The following is an 18,107-nucleotide window of genomic DNA, read 5'->3' on the forward strand; positions in this document are numbered from 1 at the left end:
CGGCCGTGGCATGCCGGGCAAAGGACGGGAGAATTCCGCAATGACGCTGCCTTTCTCGATGGCAGACTGGCTGGTGATCGCCGGCTACCTCCTGCTACTCGTCGGGGGAGGATGGATCTTCACGCCGCGCAAGACCGCGTCGGCGCACGATTATTTCCTGGCGGGCGGCAACGTGCCGGCCTGGCTCGCCGCGATTTCGGTGCTGTCCGCCACGCAGTCCGCCGCGACCTTCTTGGGCGGGCCGGACTATGGCTATCATGGCGATCTCACCTATCTCAGCGGCAACATCGGCGGTTTGCTGGGCGCGATCTTCGTCGCCCATGTGCTGATCCCGCGCTTCTACCGGATCAAGGCCACGACCGCCTATGAACTCCTGACCCTGCGTTTCAGCGAGAAGGCGACGCGCTGGGCCGGCGGCATGTTCCTGGTCGGCCGTGTCTTCGCCGGCGGCGCGCGTGTCTATCTCGCGGCCATCGCCCTCGCCATGGTGATTACCGGCACGGTCGAGGCGCAGGGGATCATGATCGCGGCCGCGCTGCTGGTGGTGGCAAGCGTGCTGTTCACCTTCGTCGGCGGGCTCAAGTCGGTGCTGTGGAACGACCTGATTCAGTTCGTCGTCTATCTGGGGTCCGCCATTGCGGTGCTGGTGTTCCTGCGCCTGTCGATCCCGGCATCGACGGCGGAGATCATCCACGGGCTGTCGCATACGCCCGAAGGCGTGGACAAGCTGCGGCTTTTCGATTTCTCGATCGATCCGTCGCGCCCGTTTTCAATGCTGGCGATCCTGACGGGCCTGACGCTGCTCTACATCGCCAATTCGGGCATGGATCAGGATACCACCCAGCGGCTTCTGGCCTGCCGGGACGCGAAGACCGGCGCGCGCAGCCTTTACCTTTCGGTGCTGGCGACGGTTCCCGTGGTGGGCATGTTCATTGTCATCGGGCTGTTGCTTTACGTCTTCTATGACCGGCCGGACCTGATGGGCGGGGCCACGGCGGTTGCCGGCAACGAGTTCGGCGGCGAGAAGATCAGCATTTTCATGCACTATATCCTGACCCAGCTTCCCGGCGGACTGCGCGGTCTGGTGACGGTGGGCATCTGCGCGGCGGCCGTCGCCACGACCAATTCCGCGCTCAACGCGATGTCGTCGGTGCTGGTGCAGGATTTCTATCGCCCGTGGCGCGAAAGGCGCGGGGCGGTGGCTGAACACCATTACGTGCAGGCGGGCCGCGCCGGCATGGGCGTCATCGGCTTCGCGATGTTCGTAATGGCGGTCGTCTCGTTCTACTGGCAGCGCTATTCGGACATGGGCCTGCTGGAATTCGCGCTGCAGGTCATGGTCTTCACGTACGCGGGTCTGCTCGGCGTCTATTTCACCGCGCTGTTCACGCGGCGGGGAACGACCGGATCGGTCATCGCGTCGCTGCTGGTGGGCTTTTGCACCGTGCTGCTGCTGCAACCCGCGATCGCGCGCGCGATCGGGCTGCCGGCCGCGCTGCTCAGCCTGTCGTTTCCCTTCCAGCTCTGCATTGGCACGCTGGTGGCCTTCGTGGTCTGTGCGGCGGTGCCGGGGCCGGGCGGGCCAGCGGTCGCCGAAGCAGCGTGATCCCCGTCCTGCGGAAAAGGATGTCATGAATACCGAAGCTCTCGACCCGCGCTACCGTGATCTCGATCTCTGGCCAACGGAACTGGCGGTGGAGGCCATGCTCGAAGGCCAGATGGCGGCGATCGCGGCCCTCCAGACGCAGACCCGCGCCATTGCCCGCGCGGCGGAAGCGGCGGCCGGGCGCCTCGGCGCGACGGGGCGGCTGGTGTTCGTCGGCGCGGGCACGTCGGGGCGGCTTGCCGTGCAGGATGGCACGGAGCTGCACCCCACCTTCGGCTGGCCGATGGAGCGGATGGTGTTCCTGATGGCCGGGGGTCTCGGCGCGCTGACCGAAGCCTATGAAGGCGCGGAGGACGATGCGAAAGCGGGCTGCGCCGAAATTGCCGAGGTGGGCATCGGGCCGGCGGACGTGGTCATCGGCGTCGCCGCCAGCGGACGCACGCCCTACACCGTCGCGGCGATCGAGCAGGCCCGCCGGCTGGGCGCGCTGACCATCGGCGTCGCGAACAACGCCGGCTCGGTTCTTGCGGAAAAGGCCGAACACGCGATCGTGGCGGTGACCGGCAGCGAGGTTGTCGCCGGGTCCACCCGGATGAAAGCGGGCACCGCGCAAAAGGCGGCGCTCAACCTGCTTTCGACCGCGATCATGATCCGGCGCGGACTGGTCTTTGAAGGGCGCATGGTGGCCATGCGCATATCCAACGCGAAGCTCTTGCAACGGGGGCGCGGCATGGTTCAGGATATCGCCGGGGTGGACGCCGAAACCGCCGCGCAGGCGCTTGAGGCGGCCGGGAACGAGATCCGGCTTGGCGTGATCGTGGCGCTGGGCGTTCCGGTACGGGAAGGGCAGGCCCTTCTCGACGCCAACGGGGGTGACCTGCGCAAGGTCATGCGAGCGCTGGAAAGGCGAGATTGAGCAAACGATGCAAGACATTGCCTGGACACGCAGCGGGGAAGGAACACCGCTCTACCTGCAACTGGCCCGCAGCCTGCGCGAACATATCAGCAGCGGGGCCATCGATCCGGGCAGCGCGCTTCCGTCGGAGCGCGATCTCAGCGAAATGGCCGGTCTCTCGCGCGTCACCGTGCGCAAGGGGATCGAACAGCTGATCGACGAAGGCGTGCTGGTCCGCAAGCAGGGCTCGGGCACGTTCGTCGCCCGCCGCATCGAAACGCCGGGCGGCAAGCTCAGCAGTTTCAGCGATGAAACGCGGTCACGCGGCGAAAATCCGGGCGTGGTGTGGATTAACAAGGGCTATGCCCAGCCGACCGAGGAAGAGGCCGCCGCCCTCGAAATCGCCGCGAACGCGCGCGTCGCCCGGCTGGGGCGCGTCCGTCTGGCGGGAGGGGAACCGCTGGCGATCGAACATGCCGTGGTCCCGGCGGAGTTCATTCCCGATCTCGAAGCGCTGGGCGATTCCCTCTATCAGGCGCTCGACCGTTATGGCTTCCGGCCGACGGCCGGCACGCAGCGCGTGCGTGCATCCCTGGCGACGCCGACGGAAGCGGGCATTCTCTGCGTGCGGCAGAATTCAGAAGTCCTGCGGATCGAGCGCAAGACCTGGGTGCCCAGTGGCCGCATCGTGGAGTTCACGCGATCGGTCTATCGCGGCGACCGCTATGAATTCGTGAGCGATCTCAAGGACATCTGACCGCAGGGCGGGGTTCGCCGCGGCGCGCGGAATGATTGTGCGCAGCAGGTCGCTTCCAGTGGGGCATGGCGGCCCGGTGCAAGCCGCCCCCGTCAAACACGGGGAAGGCGCAACCCGGTTGCATCCCGCGTGCATTAGGACCCCATTACGCAAGCCGATTGCCGGCACGCACGGCTAGGGTGAAGCCCGTTCATTACGGGACCCGAACATGCACTTCATGACCCTGGCACGGCAGGCCGACGATCCGATTCTGGCGATGGGCGCCGCCTTCTCGGCCGATGCCCGCACCCGGAAGCTCGATCTGGGGATCGGCGTCTATCGGGACGAATACGGGCGAACTCCCGTCATGCGGGCGGTGAAGGAAGCCGAAGACCGGCTGCTGCGCGGCCAGCCGACCAAAAGCTACCTTGGTGTCGAAGGGGATCGCGAATTTCTGGCGGCTCTGGAGCCGGTGGTGCTGGGCGATGAACGGTCGGATCATGCCCTGGCCTCGATCCAGACTGTCGGTGGAACCGGCGCCTTGCGGCTCGCGGCCGATCTGCTCGCGCTGGAGAAGCCGGATCGGACCGTGTGGTTCGGCGCGCCGAGCTGGTCCAACCACGGCGCGCTGTTTGCCGCCGCCGGTCTGGCCGTCCGAACGTACCGGTATCTCGATCCACTCTCGCAACAGATCGATGAAGTGGCGTTCGGGGAAGCCTTAGAAGCGGCGCGCGAGGGCGATGTCTTCGTACTGCACGGCTGCTGCCACAACCCGACGGGCGTCGACGCCAGCGCAGCGCAATGGCGGTCGATCGGCAGGGCGCTGGCGCGGCGCAATCTCCTGCCGCTGGTGGACTTCGCCTACCATGGGCTGGGCCAGGGCCTGGAGGCCGACCGGGCGGGATTGCGCATCCTGCTGGAGGGCGTGCCGAGCGCGCTGGTTGCCTATTCCTGCTCCAAGAATTTCGCGCTCTATCGCGAACGGGCGGGCGCGCTTTTCGTGGTTGGCCAGCGCCCCGGAGTCGAACTCGCCGCATCCAATCTTACCGCGCTGGCCCGCGCCAACTATTCGATGCCGCCGGATCACGGCGCGGCGGTGGTGCGCACGATCCTGCATTCGGACGAGCTGTCCGCGATGTGGAGCGCCGAACTGGATGCCATGCGCGGACGCGTGCGGCGATTGCGCGCCTTGCTTGCGGGGGAAGGACGGATCGGCCCGGTCGATCTGGGCCGGTTGGCGACGCAGCATGGCTTTTTCTCCTCGCTGGAGCTTGCCCCCGCCGATGTCGCGCGGTTGCGCGAGGATCATGGCGTTTATGTCGTGCCGTCCGGGCGGATCAACATTGCGGGTCTGCGCGAAGAGCAGGTTCGGCCGTTCGCGGCCGCCCTGCGCGCGGTGCTGGCATGAAGTTCGTGGTGGTCGGCGCCGGGGCGATCGGCTGCGCGATCGCGGCCCGGCTCGCCCACGGCGGGCAGGATGTGACGCTCGTCGTGCGCGATGCGACAAGAGCCGCGCTGATCGAGCGGGATGGCCTGACCTGCGAGGAAGCGGGCGAGACGATTACCGGTCATCCGGCGGTCAGCGACCGGGTTCCCGATGCGCCGGCCGATGTGCTGGTGCTGGCGGTGAAGGCAGCCGACCTGCCGGGCGTGGCGGCGGCGCTGCCCGCCGCGATCGGAAGGGACACGCTGATCATGCCGCTGGTCAACGGAATCCCGTGGTGGTTCCGTCTGGGGCGGACGGATGGGGCGGAGCCTTTGCGTGCGGTCGATCCCGATGGCACGCTGACGCGGCGGTTCGCGCCGGAGCAGATCGTGGGCAGCGTGGTCTATACGACGGCGATGATGCAGGCGCCCGCGCACGTCACGGTTACCCAGCAACAAAGCCTGGTGATTGGTGCGATCGGCAGCGATAGCCGGAACAAGGTTGCGGCCCTTGCGCGGGTGCTGGCGGCGTGCGGCATCGACGTGACGGTCAGCGACCGCATCGTCGATGCGGTCTGGGCCAAGGCCGCGCTCAACCTGGCGACGAACCCGCTGTCGGTGGTGGCGCAGGCCGGGCTGGGTGATCTGTGCTCCGATGCGCGGCTGGTCCCGATCGTATCGAACATCCTTGACGAAACCTGGCGCGTCGCCGCGCGCTACAACGCCTGCCCGCCGATGACGCGCGACGAGATGTTGGGGCGCGGGCGGCTGGCCGGGGCGTTCCGCACGTCGATGCTGGAGGATTATCTGAAAGGCCGACCGCTGGAACTGTCCTCGATCGCCGATGCCGTGTTCGAGATGGCGGGCGAGATCGGCATGGACCTGCCCGTCAGCCGGGCGATTGTCGACATGGCGCGGTTCCGCGCCGGCGCCCGTTTTGTGGAGAAGCATCCATGACCACGACCGTCCGGGCGGACGAAGCGGCGCTGCGCCGCGAACTCACCGATTTCTATCATCTCGTCGCCTGGTTCGGCTGGGACGAGATCATCTTCAACCATATCTCGCTGCGCGTGCCGGGCGAGGTCCACGGCTATCTCGTCAATCCCTTCGGGCTTGCCTACGAAGAGATCACCCCGGAAAGCCTCGTCAAGGTTGATACCGACGGCAACCTGCTGGAAGACAACGGCTACAAGGCCAATCCGGCGGGTTTCGCCCTGCACGGCGTGATTCACGCGAACCGGCCCGACGTGAACTGCGTGGCCCATGCGCACACGCTGGCGGTTTCCGCCGTGGTCAACAAGGCGCAAGGCTTCAGCCACGACACCTTCTACGGCGCGCAACTGACCGGTCGCATCGGCTACCACGATTTCGAGGGCATCACGCTCTATCCGGAAGAGAAGGGGCGGATGCTGGAATCGCTGGGGCAGCACGATGTGCTGGCGCTGCGCAACCACGGCGTCGCGGTCTGCGGGCCGGACATCGCGTCCACGTTCATGCTGCTGTGGACGGTTGAGCGGGCCGCGCAAATCCAGTTGCTCGCGCAATCGATGCAGGACGAGCAGATTCCGCTGGCACCGATCATTCGCGAAAAGTGCGCGGCCGATGCGCGCCGCATCACCGGCGGGTCGAATGGTGCGGCGCGCATGGTATTCGACGCGGCGGTGCGGCGAATGCGCCGCGCGCAAGGCTAGCCGCCGTCCGGACCGGGGAGCCAATCGCCCCCGGTCCCGCGCGGAGCTACTTTGCCGGGGCGTCCGTCCAACCCTTCACGACCGCGCCGCCCTTCATCACGAAGCGCACGCGTTCGAGCTGGGTGACGTCCGCCAGCGGATCGCCTGCCACCGCGATCAGGTCGGCGTAGCGATTGGCCTGAACCGATCCGACGTCGGCGCTGGCGTTGAGCAGATCGGCGGCGTTGACCGTGGCTGCCTTGATCGCGTCCATCGGCGTCACGCCGGCGCGGACCATGAGCGCGAATTCCTGCGCGTTGGTGCCATGGGGCGCCATGCCCTGATCGGTGCCGAAGGCGATCTTCACGCCTGCCTTGTAGGCGTTGCCGAGGTTGGCGATCGTGATCGGGCCGACTTCCAGTGCCTTCTTGGCCGAGGACGGGTTCAGCGATTCCGGGTGGGCCTTCGCCACTTTGACCACGGTGTCGGCGACCAGTAGTGTGGGCACCAGATAAGTGCCATGCGCCTTCATCACCTTGTAGGCTTCGGCATCGCCGAACGAGCCGTGCTCGATCGAATCCACGCCCAGCGCCGAAGCGCGGATGATGGCGTCGCGCCCGTGGGCATGGGCGGCCACGCGCATGCCGAGGCTGTGCGCGGTGTTGACGACGGCGCTGATCTCCGCGTCGGTCATCAGCGTGTTGTTGGGATCGTCCCCGATGCTCAGCACGCCGCCGCTGGGCATGATCTTGATGAGATCGACGCCGTCGCGGTGCATCCGCCGGACGACCTTGGCGGCCTCGTCCGGGCCATCGATGACGCGGCCTTCGCTATGGAAATCGAGTTCCGCGCTCATGCCGTTCTGCGGATCGCCATGGCCGCCGGTGGGGCCGAGCGGATAGCCCGAAACCCACAGGCGCGGTCCCGCGATCTTGCCGCCGGCGATGGCGCGCTTCAGCGCGACGACAACGCCGGTTTCGCCGCCGACATCGCGCACGGAGGTAAAGCCGGCTTCCAGCGTCTTGCGCGCGAAGCCCACGGAATCGAAGGCGGTATCGAGGTCCGAATGCGTCACCCGCTCGGCGATCGGGTTCTTGCCGGTATAGGCCGAGGTGATGTGATCGTGCATGTCGATCAGGCCGGGCAGGACGGTGGCCGTCGAAAGATCGATGACGTCCGCGCCGGCGGGCGTGACGAACCCGTCCTGGACGCCGGTGATGCGATCATCGTGAATCAGGATTGATACGTTGTCGCGCGGCTTCGCGCCGACCCCGTCGATCAGATGCCCGGCGTGGACCACCAGATCCTTCGCCATGGCCGGGGTGGTGAACAGGGCGAAAACGGTGGTTGCGGCCGTGGCGGCCAAACGGTTTCTGGTGATGGTGAACATGGACGCTCTCTTGAAATGGGAAAGGAAGCGGGGCGGCCTTCTCCCGGCTGAAGGCCGCCCCGTCCGGATCAGAAGTTGGTACGGAAATTGACGCCGATCGTGCGCGGCGTGGCGCTGGTTACCAGCGTGCGGCCGACGGCGATGGCGCTCGACGTCGAACGCGTGATTGCGGTCGCGTCGAACAGGTTGGTGACGAAGAGGTACACGCCCCACTTGTTGTCGGGCTCCTCGATGCCGATGCGGGCGTTGACCAGCGCGTAATCGTCAACCTTGCGGGCATAGACGTAGTTCGGACGGAAATCCGACCACGAGCTGCCGACGTAGTTGAAGTCGGCCCGCAGGAAGCCCGAGAGCGATTCGGTGAGCGGCCAGCTGTATTGCGCCGAACCGCCGCCCATGATCTTGGGCACGTAGGGGATGCGATCGCCCTTCAGGCCCGAGGTGGCGGTCACGCCGGTGTTCTGGTTCTCGGTCAGCTTGGCGTCGATGTAGGAGAAGTTGCCCAGAATCGACAGGCCGGGCAGCGGATGGATGCCGGTTTCCGCCTCGATGCCCTTGACCTTCGCCTTGCCGGCGTTGCCGATGTAGGAGAAAGCGCCGTTGGGCGTGCGCAGCGTGATCTGCATGTCGCTCCAGTCGATCTGGAACGCATCGACGTTGAGCGTCACCTTGCGGTCGAACCACGCGGTCTTCAGGCCCACTTCGTAGTTCCACAGGCTGTCCGAATTGTACGCGGTCAGCGCGGCGTCGAGGCCCAGCACCTGGTTGGCGCCGCCGGGGCGGAAGCCCTGCGCGGCTTCGGCATAGAGCATCACGTCGGGCGTGATCTTGTACGATGCGTTGGCCTTGACCACCCAGCCGCTTTCGCCCGACGTGACGGCCGTGGGAGGCGTCAGGCGCGCGCCGACCAGGATCGAGGGGACGGTCGTCTGGCCCACGATGTTCTTGTTGTAGTGGAAATAGCGCGCGCCGCCGGTCAGGTTGAGGCGATCGGTGATGTCCCACGATACTTCGCCGAAGCCCGCGATCTGCTCCAGCCGGTCGTCGATGAACCGCACCGTGGCAATCTGCAGCGGATAGATCACCTGGCCGTTGACCGGATCGGCATTGACCTGCGGATTGGCCACGTTGGTGTGGCGGTTCGAATAGAAGCCGCCCAAGGTCCAGTTGATCGGCCCCTTGCCGTTCGAGCTGAGGCGGATTTCGCCGGTCCAGGTGTCCATGTCCTGCTGGGGGAACAGCGCCGAGGTCGACTGGCCATCGACCAGCGCGTAGAAGTTCGTGAGCTGGGTCGGCGAACAGGCCGCTCCGCCGGCGACCAGCGCTGAACAGCGCGCGGGCGTCCGCTGCCCGCGGATATAGCGCGAAACGTCGGAGACCGACGACAGCTTGCGGTGCATGTACGAGCCGGTGGCCGTCAGCGTCGCGAAGTCGAGGTCATAGTTCGACGTGATGCTGTACAGCTCCACGTTGTCGCGCACCGGCTGGCGGGTATAGGCATCAGAGATGTACTTGCCCGCGCCCAGCGTCCAGCTCGGCGTGTCGGTCCGGCTGCGGTTGATGTAGGCGGCCAGATCGATCGTCCAGCGTTCGGTCGGCTTCAGGCGCAGCAGCGCGCGGCCGCCGAAGCTTTCCTGCTTGTTGATGTTCTTAATGCCCAGCGTGGTGTTGTCGATGAAACCATCCTGGTTGCGGTAGAAGCCGACGACGCGCAGGCCGACCTTGTCGGTCACGATCGGCGCGTTGATCATCGCGCTGCCTTCCATGTTCCAGCCGCCGTGGTGCGTGTTGGAACCGCTGATGTCCACGCCGGCCTGCACCGCGTCCAGGTTTGGCTTGTTGTAGATCACGCGCAGCGTGCCGCCCATCGAACCCGAACCATAGAGCGTGCCTTGCGGGCCGCGCAGCACTTCCACGCGCTGCACGTCGAACAGGCGCAGTTCGGGCGTCGATCCGCCGGCGTCGTTGCTGGCGCCGATCGAGCCGGTAACGGGCGTTTCGTCGTAATAGGTGCCGATCATCGGCTCGCCCGGACCCTGGATACCGCGGATCACCACGCGGCGCTGCGAAGGCCCGCCATCGACGAAATTGAGGCCCGGCGTGGTCGCGCCCAGATCGGCGATGCTCTGCACGCCCGAATTGGCCAGCGCCGTGCCGCTGATGGCGGAAATCGCGATCGGCGTGTCCTGCAGGTTGGTTTCGCGCTTCAGCGCGGTCACCACGATTTCATCGCCGCTACGGTCCTGCGGCGCTTCCTGCGCCTGGGCCGGCGTGGCGAGCAGCGTCGCGCTTCCGGCCGCGAGCAGCATGGCCTTGAGGCGGATTGAGGTGCAACCCCGGTTGAAGTTCTTTGTCACTTGACCTCCCTTTTGCTTGTTCCCTCATCACGCGGTGACGCGCGAAGGCGCCGCCGTATGACAAATCACCATGCCGACGCAATGGATGCGATCGACAGGCCTGTCTGCCCAAATCCAGGAGTCCCACATGAGAGGGGGAGATTCTACTCCCTTGTTTCCCCGCAATTTTTCCGCGACGGTGCAAAAGCACGCTGCCCCGGCCCCCAAGGTTTTTCTGGCCGGGAGCGTGAAACAGGAGGGTGTTGCCGTCAACAGGAATGCGAAAGACCGGATTTTCAGAATGCACGCGGATTGCATGAAGCGGGATAAGGCCGCACGGCGGTTGCGCGATTGGGGGCGATGCCGGGGGAATGGATAAAATGTGGAATTTTCTGCCTGCAGAATGCTTTTATCGTGCATGATCGTGTGCCCGTGCGCACCTCCTGCGCAAGAAAAGGCATTGTGTCGGCTCGGGTCGCGGATAAGGTTGGCCGCATTTCAAAGGGACTATCCAGCCTCTCTTCCTCGCGCCCGCGGCGTGAGGCGTTTCAGCACGCCTGGCCAGCGCGCCGGGTAATTGTCATTTTCGGGGAGCACGTGTGAAGAACAGAACGATTGTTGCCGGCGTGGCCATGGCCATGCTGCTGAGCGGTACCGCCATGGCGCAGCAGATGGACCCTGACTACGCCGCCGACGTGAAGCGGTGGACCACCAAGCCCGAGTTCATGAGCCCGCTGGTCGATCACCTGCCGGTTTCGCAGACGATTCCCTCGCCCAAGCAGGTGCTCGGCAAGAACATCGGCGCTCCCGATACGCTGCACTACTACGAGCAGATCATCGCCTATTACCGCAGGCTGGCCGAAGCCGCGCCGGACCGCGTGAAGATCATCGAGATCGGCAAGTCCGAGGAAGGCCGCGAGAACATCGTGGTCATGATCTCGGCCCCCGACAACATCGCCAGCCTCGATACCTACAAGAAGAACCTGGCGCTGCTGGCCGATCCGCGCAAGCTGCCGGCCGCCGAGGCCCCGGCGGTCATCGCCGCGACCAAGCCGGTCTATCACATCTCCGGCGGCCTCCACAGCGCGGAGACCGGCCCGCCGGAAATGCTGATGGAACTGGCCTATCGCCTGCTGACCGAAGACAGCGCGATGATGAAGGGCATTCGTGACAATCTGGTCGTCGCGATCACGCCCGTGCTGGAAGCGGACGGGCGCGATCGCTACGTCGACTGGTATTACCGCAACCTGATCGACGAGAAGGACGATCGCAACAAGCCCGGCGGTCCGCCCTATTGGGGCAAGTACATCTATCACGACAACAACCGCGACATCAATTTCTCGGACGTCAGCGCGCGCCACCTGATGAAGTACTACCTCGATTGGCACCCGCCGATCATGCATGAACTGCATGAATCGGTGCCGTTCATGTACACCTATTCCGGGCAGGCGCCGCAGAACCCCGATCTCGATCCGATCCTGTTCGGCGAACTGCCGTGGTTCTCGAATTTCGAGATGGCGCAGATGACCAAGTACGGCATGCCGGGCGTGTGGACGCACGGCTTCGTCGATGCCTGGACGCCGGGCTACCTCGCCTTCATGTCGTCGAACCACAACGGCATGCTGCGCATGTACGAAACCTTCGGCAACGCCGGCGCGACCACGATGTACCGCCATGTGGCCCCCGAAGTGCAGACGGGCGTGCGCGGCGGGGACTGGACCAAGCGCGACTGGTTCCGGCCGCTGCCTCCCTACAAGGAGGTGATGTGGTCGATGCGCAACAACACTAACTACATGGAAACCGGCATCCTGACCGCGCTCGATCTGGCCGCGCGGTTCCCGCAGGTCATTCTCGAGAACTTCTACAAGAAGAGCAGCAACGCGATCCAGGCGGGCGCGGACAAGGCGCCCTATGCCTATGTCATTCCCGCCGATCAGGCCGATCCCTCGCGCATCAAGTTCGTGACGGACATTCTCCAGTTGCAGGGCATCGAGATCGGCCGCGCCAGCCAGACGGTGACGGTCAAGGAGGGGACGTTCCCGGCCGGTTCGCTCGTCATCAAGCTCAACCAGCCCTATGGCCGTCTCGCCAAGATGCTGCTGAAGCTGCAGAACGATTATCCCGACGAGAACCTCACGACCTACGACGACGCGGCCTGGACCATGGGCCTGATGACGCACACCAAGATTGTCGAGGTGGCGGACAAGGCCGCGCTGGCGGTTCCGGTCACGCCGCTGGCGCAGTTCACCGTCACCGGGCGGATCAGTGGCGGCGGCGCGCGGACCTACGCCGTGCTCGATCAGGGCTCGGTCAACATGGCCACGCTGCGCTACCGGCTGAAGGATACGCCGGTGAAGGTGGTCGAAAAGGCCTTCCAGTCGGGTGGAAAGACTGTTCCGGCGGGCTCCTTCCTGGTCGATGGCAGCGCCTATGCGGCGCTGAAGCCGGCGGTCGAGGAACTGGGGCTGGAGGCGATCGGGATTTCGGGACAGCCGAATGCCCCCGCGCACGATACCGTCCTGCCGCGCACGGCGGTGTTCAGCACCTGGGGATCGAGCGAGAAGGTTGGCTGGCTGCGCTATGCGATGGACCGGCACGCCGTGTCCTATGACCTGATCTACAAGGAGCAGGTCCGCAAGGGCAACCTGCGCGCCAGTTACGATGTCATCATCCTGCCTACGCAGGGCCGGTCGGTGAAGGAGATCGTTTTCGACATTCCCATGAAGGGCAAGCCGCTGCCCTATACCAAGACCGACCGCTATCGCTTCTCGGGCGATTACGGATCGTCGGAAGACGTGCGCGGCGGCATGGGGCTGGAAGGCCTTGCCGAACTGCAGAAGTTCGTGGAGCAGGGCGGAACGCTTATCACGACGGGCGATGCCAGCGCGGTGCCGGTCGATTTCGGGCTGGTGGACGAACTGTCCGAAACCAAGGCCGGCGGCAATTTCTATGCGCCCGGCCCCGTGGTGACGGCCAAGGTGACCAAGCCCGCCAGCCCGATCTTCTATGGCTACGATGCCGATATCAAGGACCAGAAGATGCCGGTCCGCTGGGCGACCAGCACGCTGTTCACCGTGCCGGACCGGCTGAAGGGGCAGATCCTGATGGAATTTCCCGGCGGCAAGGACGGCGTGCAGAGCGGGTTCATGCGCGGATCGGACCAGGTGAAGGACCGTCCGGCGATCATCAACGTGCCCGATGGTTCGGGCCGCGTGCTGATGTTCGCCACCAATCCGATCTGGCGCTGGCAGAACCTGGGTGAATTCCGGATGCTTTACAACGCGCTGATCAACTGGAAGCAGTTGGGATTGACCGACGAGGCGCCGCCCGCGCCGCCGCCGGTCCCGGAAGGGCAGTAAGGGAATGCCGGGGGTGGATCGCCGCGCCTTTTCGCTGGGCATGCTGGCGACGCTGGCCGCGGGCACTGGCGGAACGGCGAGTGCCGCGCCTGCGGCGAACGGCGTTCCACCCGCGATCGGCGCGCTTTACCGCCGCGCCATCGTCATCGACGCGCTGGCCTCGCCGAATACGTGGAACGTACCCTACCCCAAGCCGGGTCCGCTCACGCCCGCGCAACTGGAGAACGTCCGCGCGTCCGGCATGACCGCGATCAACCTGACCGTGGGCAAGCCGGGCAGCCTGGCGGAGACGGTCAAGGAGATCGGCTTCTGGCTGGACCAGATCGCGCGTCATCCGGATTACCTGACGCTGGTGCGCCGCCATGCCGATATCGCGCGGGCCAAGCGCGACGGGAAACTGGGCGTGATCTTCGGCTTTCAGGGCATGGGCATGATCGGCACCGATCTCGGGCTGATCGATGCCTTTGCCGCCATGTCGGTCAAGATCATGCAACTGACCTACAACGATCGCAACGCGCTGGGCGCGGGCAGTTCGCTTCCGGAAAGCGAGGGGCTGACCGATCTGGGGCGCGAGGCGGTGGCGCGCATGAACGGTCTGGGCGTGCTGGTCGATGTCGGCCACGCCAATCCCTCCACTGCGATTCAGGCGGCGCAAGCCTCCTCGCGGCCGATCACGATCTCGCACACCGGCGCCCGCGCGGTGTTCGACAGCCAGCGCAACCTGCCCGACACGGCGTTCCGCGCGGTTGCCGACCGGGGCGGCGTGGTCGGCCTCTACCTGATGCCGTTCCTCGGCCGCGATCCGGTGGCGGCCTCGCGCGCGCTGTTCCGCCGGCATTTGCGCCACGCGCTGGATACCTGCGGCGAGGATCATGTCGGGATCGGCAGCGACCAGAGCATCACCCCCGTCGACATTTCGCCCGCTTACATGGACATCGTGCGCCAGACGGCCGAAGCGCGGCAGAAGGCCGGGATCGGCGCGCCGGGCGAGGCGGACAGCCCGGTGACCGTGCCCGATCTCAACGCCCCGCGCCGGCTGGAGATGATCGCGGCCGATCTCAACGCGGCCGGCTATCCGGATCGGGTGGTCGAAAAGGTCATCGGCGGTAATTTCGACCGCTTGTTCAGGGACGTCTGGCTCGGCTGACAAGCCTTTGGCACGCGGAAGATCGTCGCCACCGTACACCGGAGGCGGCAGGCAGGAGTATAGGATGGCGCAGGAACGGCTGGACAGGTTCGATCGCAAGATCCTGCAGCACATCCAGCTTCGTGGCGATCTGGGGCCGGGCGAGCTGAGCACGCTCGTCCACCTCTCGCCCTCGCAATGTTCGCGGCGGCTGCACCGCCTGCGCGAGCAGGGCTTTATCGAGCGCACCGCCGCGATCCTCGATCCGGCGAAGCTCAATCTGGGCATTTCCGCCTATATCGCGGTGAAGCTGCGTTCGCAGACCGGCGAGGCCGAGCGCCTGTTCCGCGCGCGGATCGAAGCGTTGCCCGAAGTGATCTCGTGCGATTACACCACGGGCGAGATGGACTTCATGCTGCGGGTCTGTACCCGCGATCTGGAAAGCTACAGCGAGTTCCTCTCGGCGAAGCTGCTGATCGGCGAGGAGATTGATAACGTGCGCACGTTCATCGTGATGAAACAGCTCAAGAAAACGACCGCCCTGCCGCTCGATTTTTGCTGAGTTTCGCGCTAGCCGGCTAAGGTCAGGACCCATTACTGGCGCGATCGAGGTTTGAAGCAAAATGGCCCAGGGCAAGGAGGAGGGGCGCAGGAATATGTCGATATTTCAAGCCACTCCGACGTCGCGCTGGGCCATTTTGGTCAAATCCCTGCGGGACGTCCAAATGGCTTCCATCTCGAACCGAAAGGCGCTTGCAAAGGCAGCCAGCCTTCGCGGCGTGCCTCTCGGCCCGATATGTTCGCCATTTGGATGCCTCGACCGCGCCAGTAATGGGTCCTGACCCTAAGCTTCCGGCTCGAACGATCTAGGCTCTGCACCCGCACCATGTCACGCTCCACCCGCAGGTCCGTCATCAAGGCCATGGTGCTCACGCCGGCCCTGCCTGTCGCTGCCCACGCACAGTCGGCGGGACCGACCCGCGATGCCATCGCAGCGGACCTCGACCGCTACGTCGGCTTCGGCAACAAGGCGTCGGGCGGCCCTGGCGATACCGCCTGCGGCGCGTGGATCGAGGAGCAATTGAAACAGGCTGGCGCGCAGACCGAAAGACAGGCGTTCAGCGTGCCGTTCTTCTCCCCGCGACGCATGGAACTGGTGAGCGGCGCGGCACGGGCGGCGGTGCTGCCACTGGCCATCGTCATGCCGACGGGCGCGTCCGGGCTGACCGGAAAGCTGGTGCGCGTGGAGCCCGGATTGGTGCCGGCATCGGGCCTGTCCGGCGCGATCGCCCTGGTCGAACTGCCGTACGCGCGCTGGTCGAGCGCGCTGGCGCGGCCGGTCGCGGAAACGTTGCGCGCCGTCGCCGCTGCTGGTGCCGCCGCGGTTCTGCTGGTGACCAATGGCCCCACGGGAGAGGCCATCGCGCTCAACGCGGATGGGAACAAGGCGATGGTCGATGTGCCTGCCGGCGTCCTTGCGCCCAGGGCGGCAGCCCCGTTCCGCGCGCTCGCGCAGGCCGGGGAGATCGCCACGCTTTTCCTCGACGGGGATGCCGGTCGCCGGGAGGCGTTCAATATCGCGGGACGATGGCAGCGGGGCGGGGCGAGAACGCTGGTCGTGTCCACACCGCGTTCAGGCTGGACGACCTGTGCCGGCGAACGTGGTCCCGGCCTCGTCACGTGGCTGGCGCTGGCGCGCTGGGCTGGCGCCGCTCTGCCCCGGCACGACCTGCTGTTCCTGTGCAACAGTGGGCACGAGTACGAAAACCTCGGATCGGAACATGCGCTCGACGCGCTTGCGCCGTTGCCGGAACGCACGGCGCTGTGGCTGCATCTTGGCGCCAATGTCGCCGCGCGCGACTGGCACGAGCCGGGCGGAGGGCGGCTGCTGCCGCTGCCGAGCGCGGACCCGCAGCGATTCCTGGCGGTTGGCGCCGACCTCCTGCCTTTGGCGAAGCGGGTGTTCGCGGGGCTGCCCGGCCTTGAAATGGCGTATCCCGCCAGTGCCGGCGCGGCCGGAGAGCTTTCGACGATCCTTGCGGCGGGGCACCGGCGCGTCGCCGGTATCTTTGGTGCGCACCGTTACCATCACGTCGAAGGCGACGATGCGCGTTGCGTGTCGCCCGATTTCGTCGCGCCGGTGATCGCGGCCTGCAAGGCGTTGATTCTCGGCGCGACGGCCTGACGATCAGACCTGTTCGAGCGGCGGCACCCGCCATTTGCGGTCGATCAGTTCTTCCTTCGGCAGATAGGCGCGTAGGGCAAGCCGCATGGGGCCGGCGGGGGCTGGCAGCCAGTTCGCGGCTAGGCGGCCCTCGGGGCGTTCGCGCTGGATGCAGATCACCGTGCTGCCGTCCGGTTCGCGCACGAGATCGGGCGTGCGGTCTCCGATCGAATAGCGCCCGATCGGGTTCTCCACCAGGTAGTAGCGGCCGTCCGGCTGCGCATCGTACATCGTCAGCGACCAGAACGCCTTGGCCGGAACGCCGCCGGGCGGTACTCTCCAGCGATAGGCGTTCTGGCCCGACAGGCGCGCGCCGTGCGCATCGAAGTTGGCATGAAAGTACATCGCCTCCTGTTCGCCCAGCGCCGCGATTCCACCCAGCGCCACCAGCGCGCGCAGACGGTCGTTGCTGCCGAAATTGCCGACGCCGCGTGGTTGGTAGCTCCACCCGTTGACGACCAGATCACGGAACAGGAATCCTTCGCGCAAGTCCTTGATCCCGATCGGCAGGAAACGTGTCCACGCTTCGAGCAGGGCAGGGGAGGGTTGTTGGTCGGTGCCAATGCCCCAGGCGGCGAACTGCCCGGCGCGCGCGAGTTCCCCCTGGCGTCCCGGCGAACGGCGGATCAGCTCGTTGACGACGGCGAGGAAATTGGCGGCATCCGTGCCCTGCGGCTGGGCCGCGACCGTAAAGCCGCGCGGCGGGTGGCGACCCGCCGGCGCCGATATGGAAATCTGCTGCTGCACCGCCTCTGCGGCGGGGAGATCGGTTGGCCCATCGACAAGAATACGCGCCAGCATCCAGACATCGTTCGTGCTCGACCGGAACACCGGCACGCCGTCGGGAGCGGTCCCCTGCCATTCCGGTCCCGCGATCCAGAAGCGGCCGCCGTTCCCGTTGGTCGCGCGCGTGCCGACATAGGCGAAGTTGTCGGTAAACGCGTTCATGAAGGCGATGGACAGATAGCGATCGCGCACGGTGGGCGCTGCCAGTTCCATCGGACCACCCGACAGGTCGAGCAGGCAGGACGAATAGATCGTGTCGTTGTTGGGCGCGGTCACGTTGCGGGAACGCCAGTCGGACAGTTGCGACCGCCGGACGATGGTGTTGAGCGTGCCGGGCGCGCCGACGCATCGGGCCAGCGCCTGTTCGTTTCGCGCGAACTCGTAGAGCGTGAAGGCATAGTAGAACGCGGCGCGAATGCCGGCATCGGGATCGTCGGCCGCCAACAGGCGTGCCGGCAGCGCTGCGCCGAACGACAGAGCGCCCGCCGTACCCAGCAAGGCGCGGCGGGTGAGCGGCAGGGAACGTGAAGTACCGTCTGAAATCATGGCCTGTA

Annotated in this window: 13 protein-coding genes; 10 read left to right on the forward strand and 3 right to left on the reverse strand. The window is 66.0% G+C overall.

Annotated elements, in window-relative coordinates; all coding sequences use genetic code 11:
- The first annotated feature begins 40 nt into the window (after nt 1–40).
- The 6 genes from FA702_RS18400 (at nt 41) to FA702_RS18420 (ending at nt 6,353) form a co-directional block, all read left to right on the forward strand.
- Nucleotides 41–1,606: a sodium:solute symporter gene (locus FA702_RS18400; protein ID WP_136957594.1), complete on the forward strand. Its 1,566-nt coding sequence runs from the start codon at nt 41–43 to the stop codon at nt 1,604–1,606.
- 25 nt (nt 1,607–1,631) lie between these two features.
- A complete protein-coding gene (locus tag FA702_RS18405; RefSeq protein WP_136957595.1) occupies nt 1,632–2,522 on the forward strand; it encodes an N-acetylmuramic acid 6-phosphate etherase in 891 nt (296 codons plus the stop codon).
- A 7-nt stretch (nt 2,523–2,529) separates the two neighbouring features.
- Nucleotides 2,530–3,258 carry a GntR family transcriptional regulator gene (locus FA702_RS18410; RefSeq protein WP_124808256.1) on the forward strand — a complete coding sequence of 243 codons (729 nt, stop codon included), beginning with the start codon at nt 2,530–2,532 and terminating at the stop codon, nt 3,256–3,258.
- Between the two features lie 208 nt (nt 3,259–3,466).
- Nucleotides 3,467–4,645 (forward strand): aromatic amino acid transaminase, encoded by a 1,179-nt coding sequence (locus tag FA702_RS22880; protein WP_168196132.1) that lies wholly within the window; start codon nt 3,467–3,469, stop codon nt 4,643–4,645.
- The gene (locus FA702_RS22885; protein WP_168196133.1) at nt 4,642–5,619 is read left to right on the forward strand and encodes a ketopantoate reductase family protein; all 978 of its coding nucleotides are present in this window, start codon (nt 4,642–4,644) and stop codon (nt 5,617–5,619) included. The genes FA702_RS22880 and FA702_RS22885 overlap by 4 nt, the downstream gene beginning before the upstream one ends.
- Nucleotides 5,616–6,353, forward strand: a complete 738-nt coding sequence (locus FA702_RS18420) for a class II aldolase/adducin family protein (protein WP_136957597.1) — start codon at nt 5,616–5,618, stop codon at nt 6,351–6,353. Before FA702_RS22885 ends, FA702_RS18420 begins: the two co-directional genes overlap by 4 nt.
- Before the next feature lie 46 nt (nt 6,354–6,399).
- On the opposite strand, the gene FA702_RS18425 is transcribed toward FA702_RS18420, so the two are convergent.
- Nucleotides 6,400–7,722, reverse strand: coding sequence for an amidohydrolase family protein (locus FA702_RS18425; protein ID WP_136957598.1), 1,323 nt, complete (start codon nt 7,720–7,722; stop codon nt 6,400–6,402).
- A gap of 68 nt (nt 7,723–7,790) precedes the next feature.
- A complete protein-coding gene (locus FA702_RS18430) occupies nt 7,791–10,079 on the reverse strand; it encodes a TonB-dependent receptor (protein ID WP_255504876.1) in 2,289 nt (762 codons plus the stop codon).
- A gap of 578 nt (nt 10,080–10,657) precedes the next feature.
- Between FA702_RS18430 and FA702_RS18435 the strand changes: the two genes are divergently transcribed.
- The 4 genes from FA702_RS18435 to FA702_RS18455 all read left to right on the forward strand — a co-directional run bounded on the left by FA702_RS18435 (nt 10,658) and on the right by FA702_RS18455 (nt 16,728).
- Nucleotides 10,658–13,417: a M14 family zinc carboxypeptidase gene (locus tag FA702_RS18435; protein ID WP_255504877.1), complete on the forward strand. Its 2,760-nt coding sequence runs from the start codon at nt 10,658–10,660 to the stop codon at nt 13,415–13,417.
- A 4-nt stretch (nt 13,418–13,421) separates the two neighbouring features.
- Nucleotides 13,422–14,564, forward strand: a complete 1,143-nt coding sequence (locus tag FA702_RS18440) for a dipeptidase (RefSeq protein WP_136957599.1) — start codon at nt 13,422–13,424, stop codon at nt 14,562–14,564.
- Nucleotides 14,565–14,628: 64 nt separating this feature from the next.
- The gene (locus FA702_RS18445; RefSeq protein ID WP_136957600.1) at nt 14,629–15,105 is read left to right on the forward strand and encodes an Lrp/AsnC family transcriptional regulator; all 477 of its coding nucleotides are present in this window, start codon (nt 14,629–14,631) and stop codon (nt 15,103–15,105) included.
- 324 nt (nt 15,106–15,429) lie between these two features.
- Nucleotides 15,430–16,728, forward strand: a complete 1,299-nt coding sequence (locus FA702_RS18455; protein WP_136957601.1) for a hypothetical protein — start codon at nt 15,430–15,432, stop codon at nt 16,726–16,728.
- 3 nt (nt 16,729–16,731) lie between these two features.
- Here FA702_RS18455 and FA702_RS18460 read toward each other — a convergent pair whose 3' ends face one another.
- On the reverse strand, nt 16,732–18,099 hold the full coding sequence (locus FA702_RS18460; RefSeq protein WP_136957602.1) for a DUF1254 domain-containing protein: 1,368 nt from the start codon (nt 18,097–18,099) through the stop codon (nt 16,732–16,734).
- Nucleotides 18,100–18,107 lie beyond the last annotated feature (8 nt).

This window comes from Novosphingobium sp. EMRT-2, from assembly GCF_005145025.1.
GTDB lineage: Bacteria > Pseudomonadota > Alphaproteobacteria > Sphingomonadales > Sphingomonadaceae > Novosphingobium.

Excerpts from the sequence above, each read along its gene's own strand:
- FA702_RS18405 (WP_136957595.1), top strand. The coding sequence starts at position 1,632 with ATGAATACCGAAGCTCTCGACCCGCGCTACCGTGATCTCGATCTCTGG.
- FA702_RS22885 (WP_168196133.1), top strand. The coding sequence starts at position 4,642 with ATGAAGTTCGTGGTGGTCGGCGCCGGGGCGATCGGCTGCGCGATCGCG.
- FA702_RS18460 (WP_136957602.1), bottom strand. The coding sequence starts at position 18,099 with ATGATTTCAGACGGTACTTCACGTTCCCTGCCGCTCACCCGCCGCGCC.
- FA702_RS18400 (WP_136957594.1), top strand. The coding sequence starts at position 41 with ATGACGCTGCCTTTCTCGATGGCAGACTGGCTGGTGATCGCCGGCTAC.
- FA702_RS18410 (WP_124808256.1), top strand. The coding sequence starts at position 2,530 with ATGCAAGACATTGCCTGGACACGCAGCGGGGAAGGAACACCGCTCTAC.
- FA702_RS18455 (WP_136957601.1), top strand. The coding sequence starts at position 15,430 with ATGTCACGCTCCACCCGCAGGTCCGTCATCAAGGCCATGGTGCTCACG.
- FA702_RS18420 (WP_136957597.1), top strand. The coding sequence starts at position 5,616 with ATGACCACGACCGTCCGGGCGGACGAAGCGGCGCTGCGCCGCGAACTC.
- FA702_RS22880 (WP_168196132.1), top strand. The coding sequence starts at position 3,467 with ATGCACTTCATGACCCTGGCACGGCAGGCCGACGATCCGATTCTGGCG.
- FA702_RS18440 (WP_136957599.1), top strand. The coding sequence starts at position 13,422 with ATGCCGGGGGTGGATCGCCGCGCCTTTTCGCTGGGCATGCTGGCGACG.
- FA702_RS18445 (WP_136957600.1), top strand. The coding sequence starts at position 14,629 with ATGGCGCAGGAACGGCTGGACAGGTTCGATCGCAAGATCCTGCAGCAC.
- FA702_RS18425 (WP_136957598.1), bottom strand. The coding sequence starts at position 7,722 with ATGTTCACCATCACCAGAAACCGTTTGGCCGCCACGGCCGCAACCACC.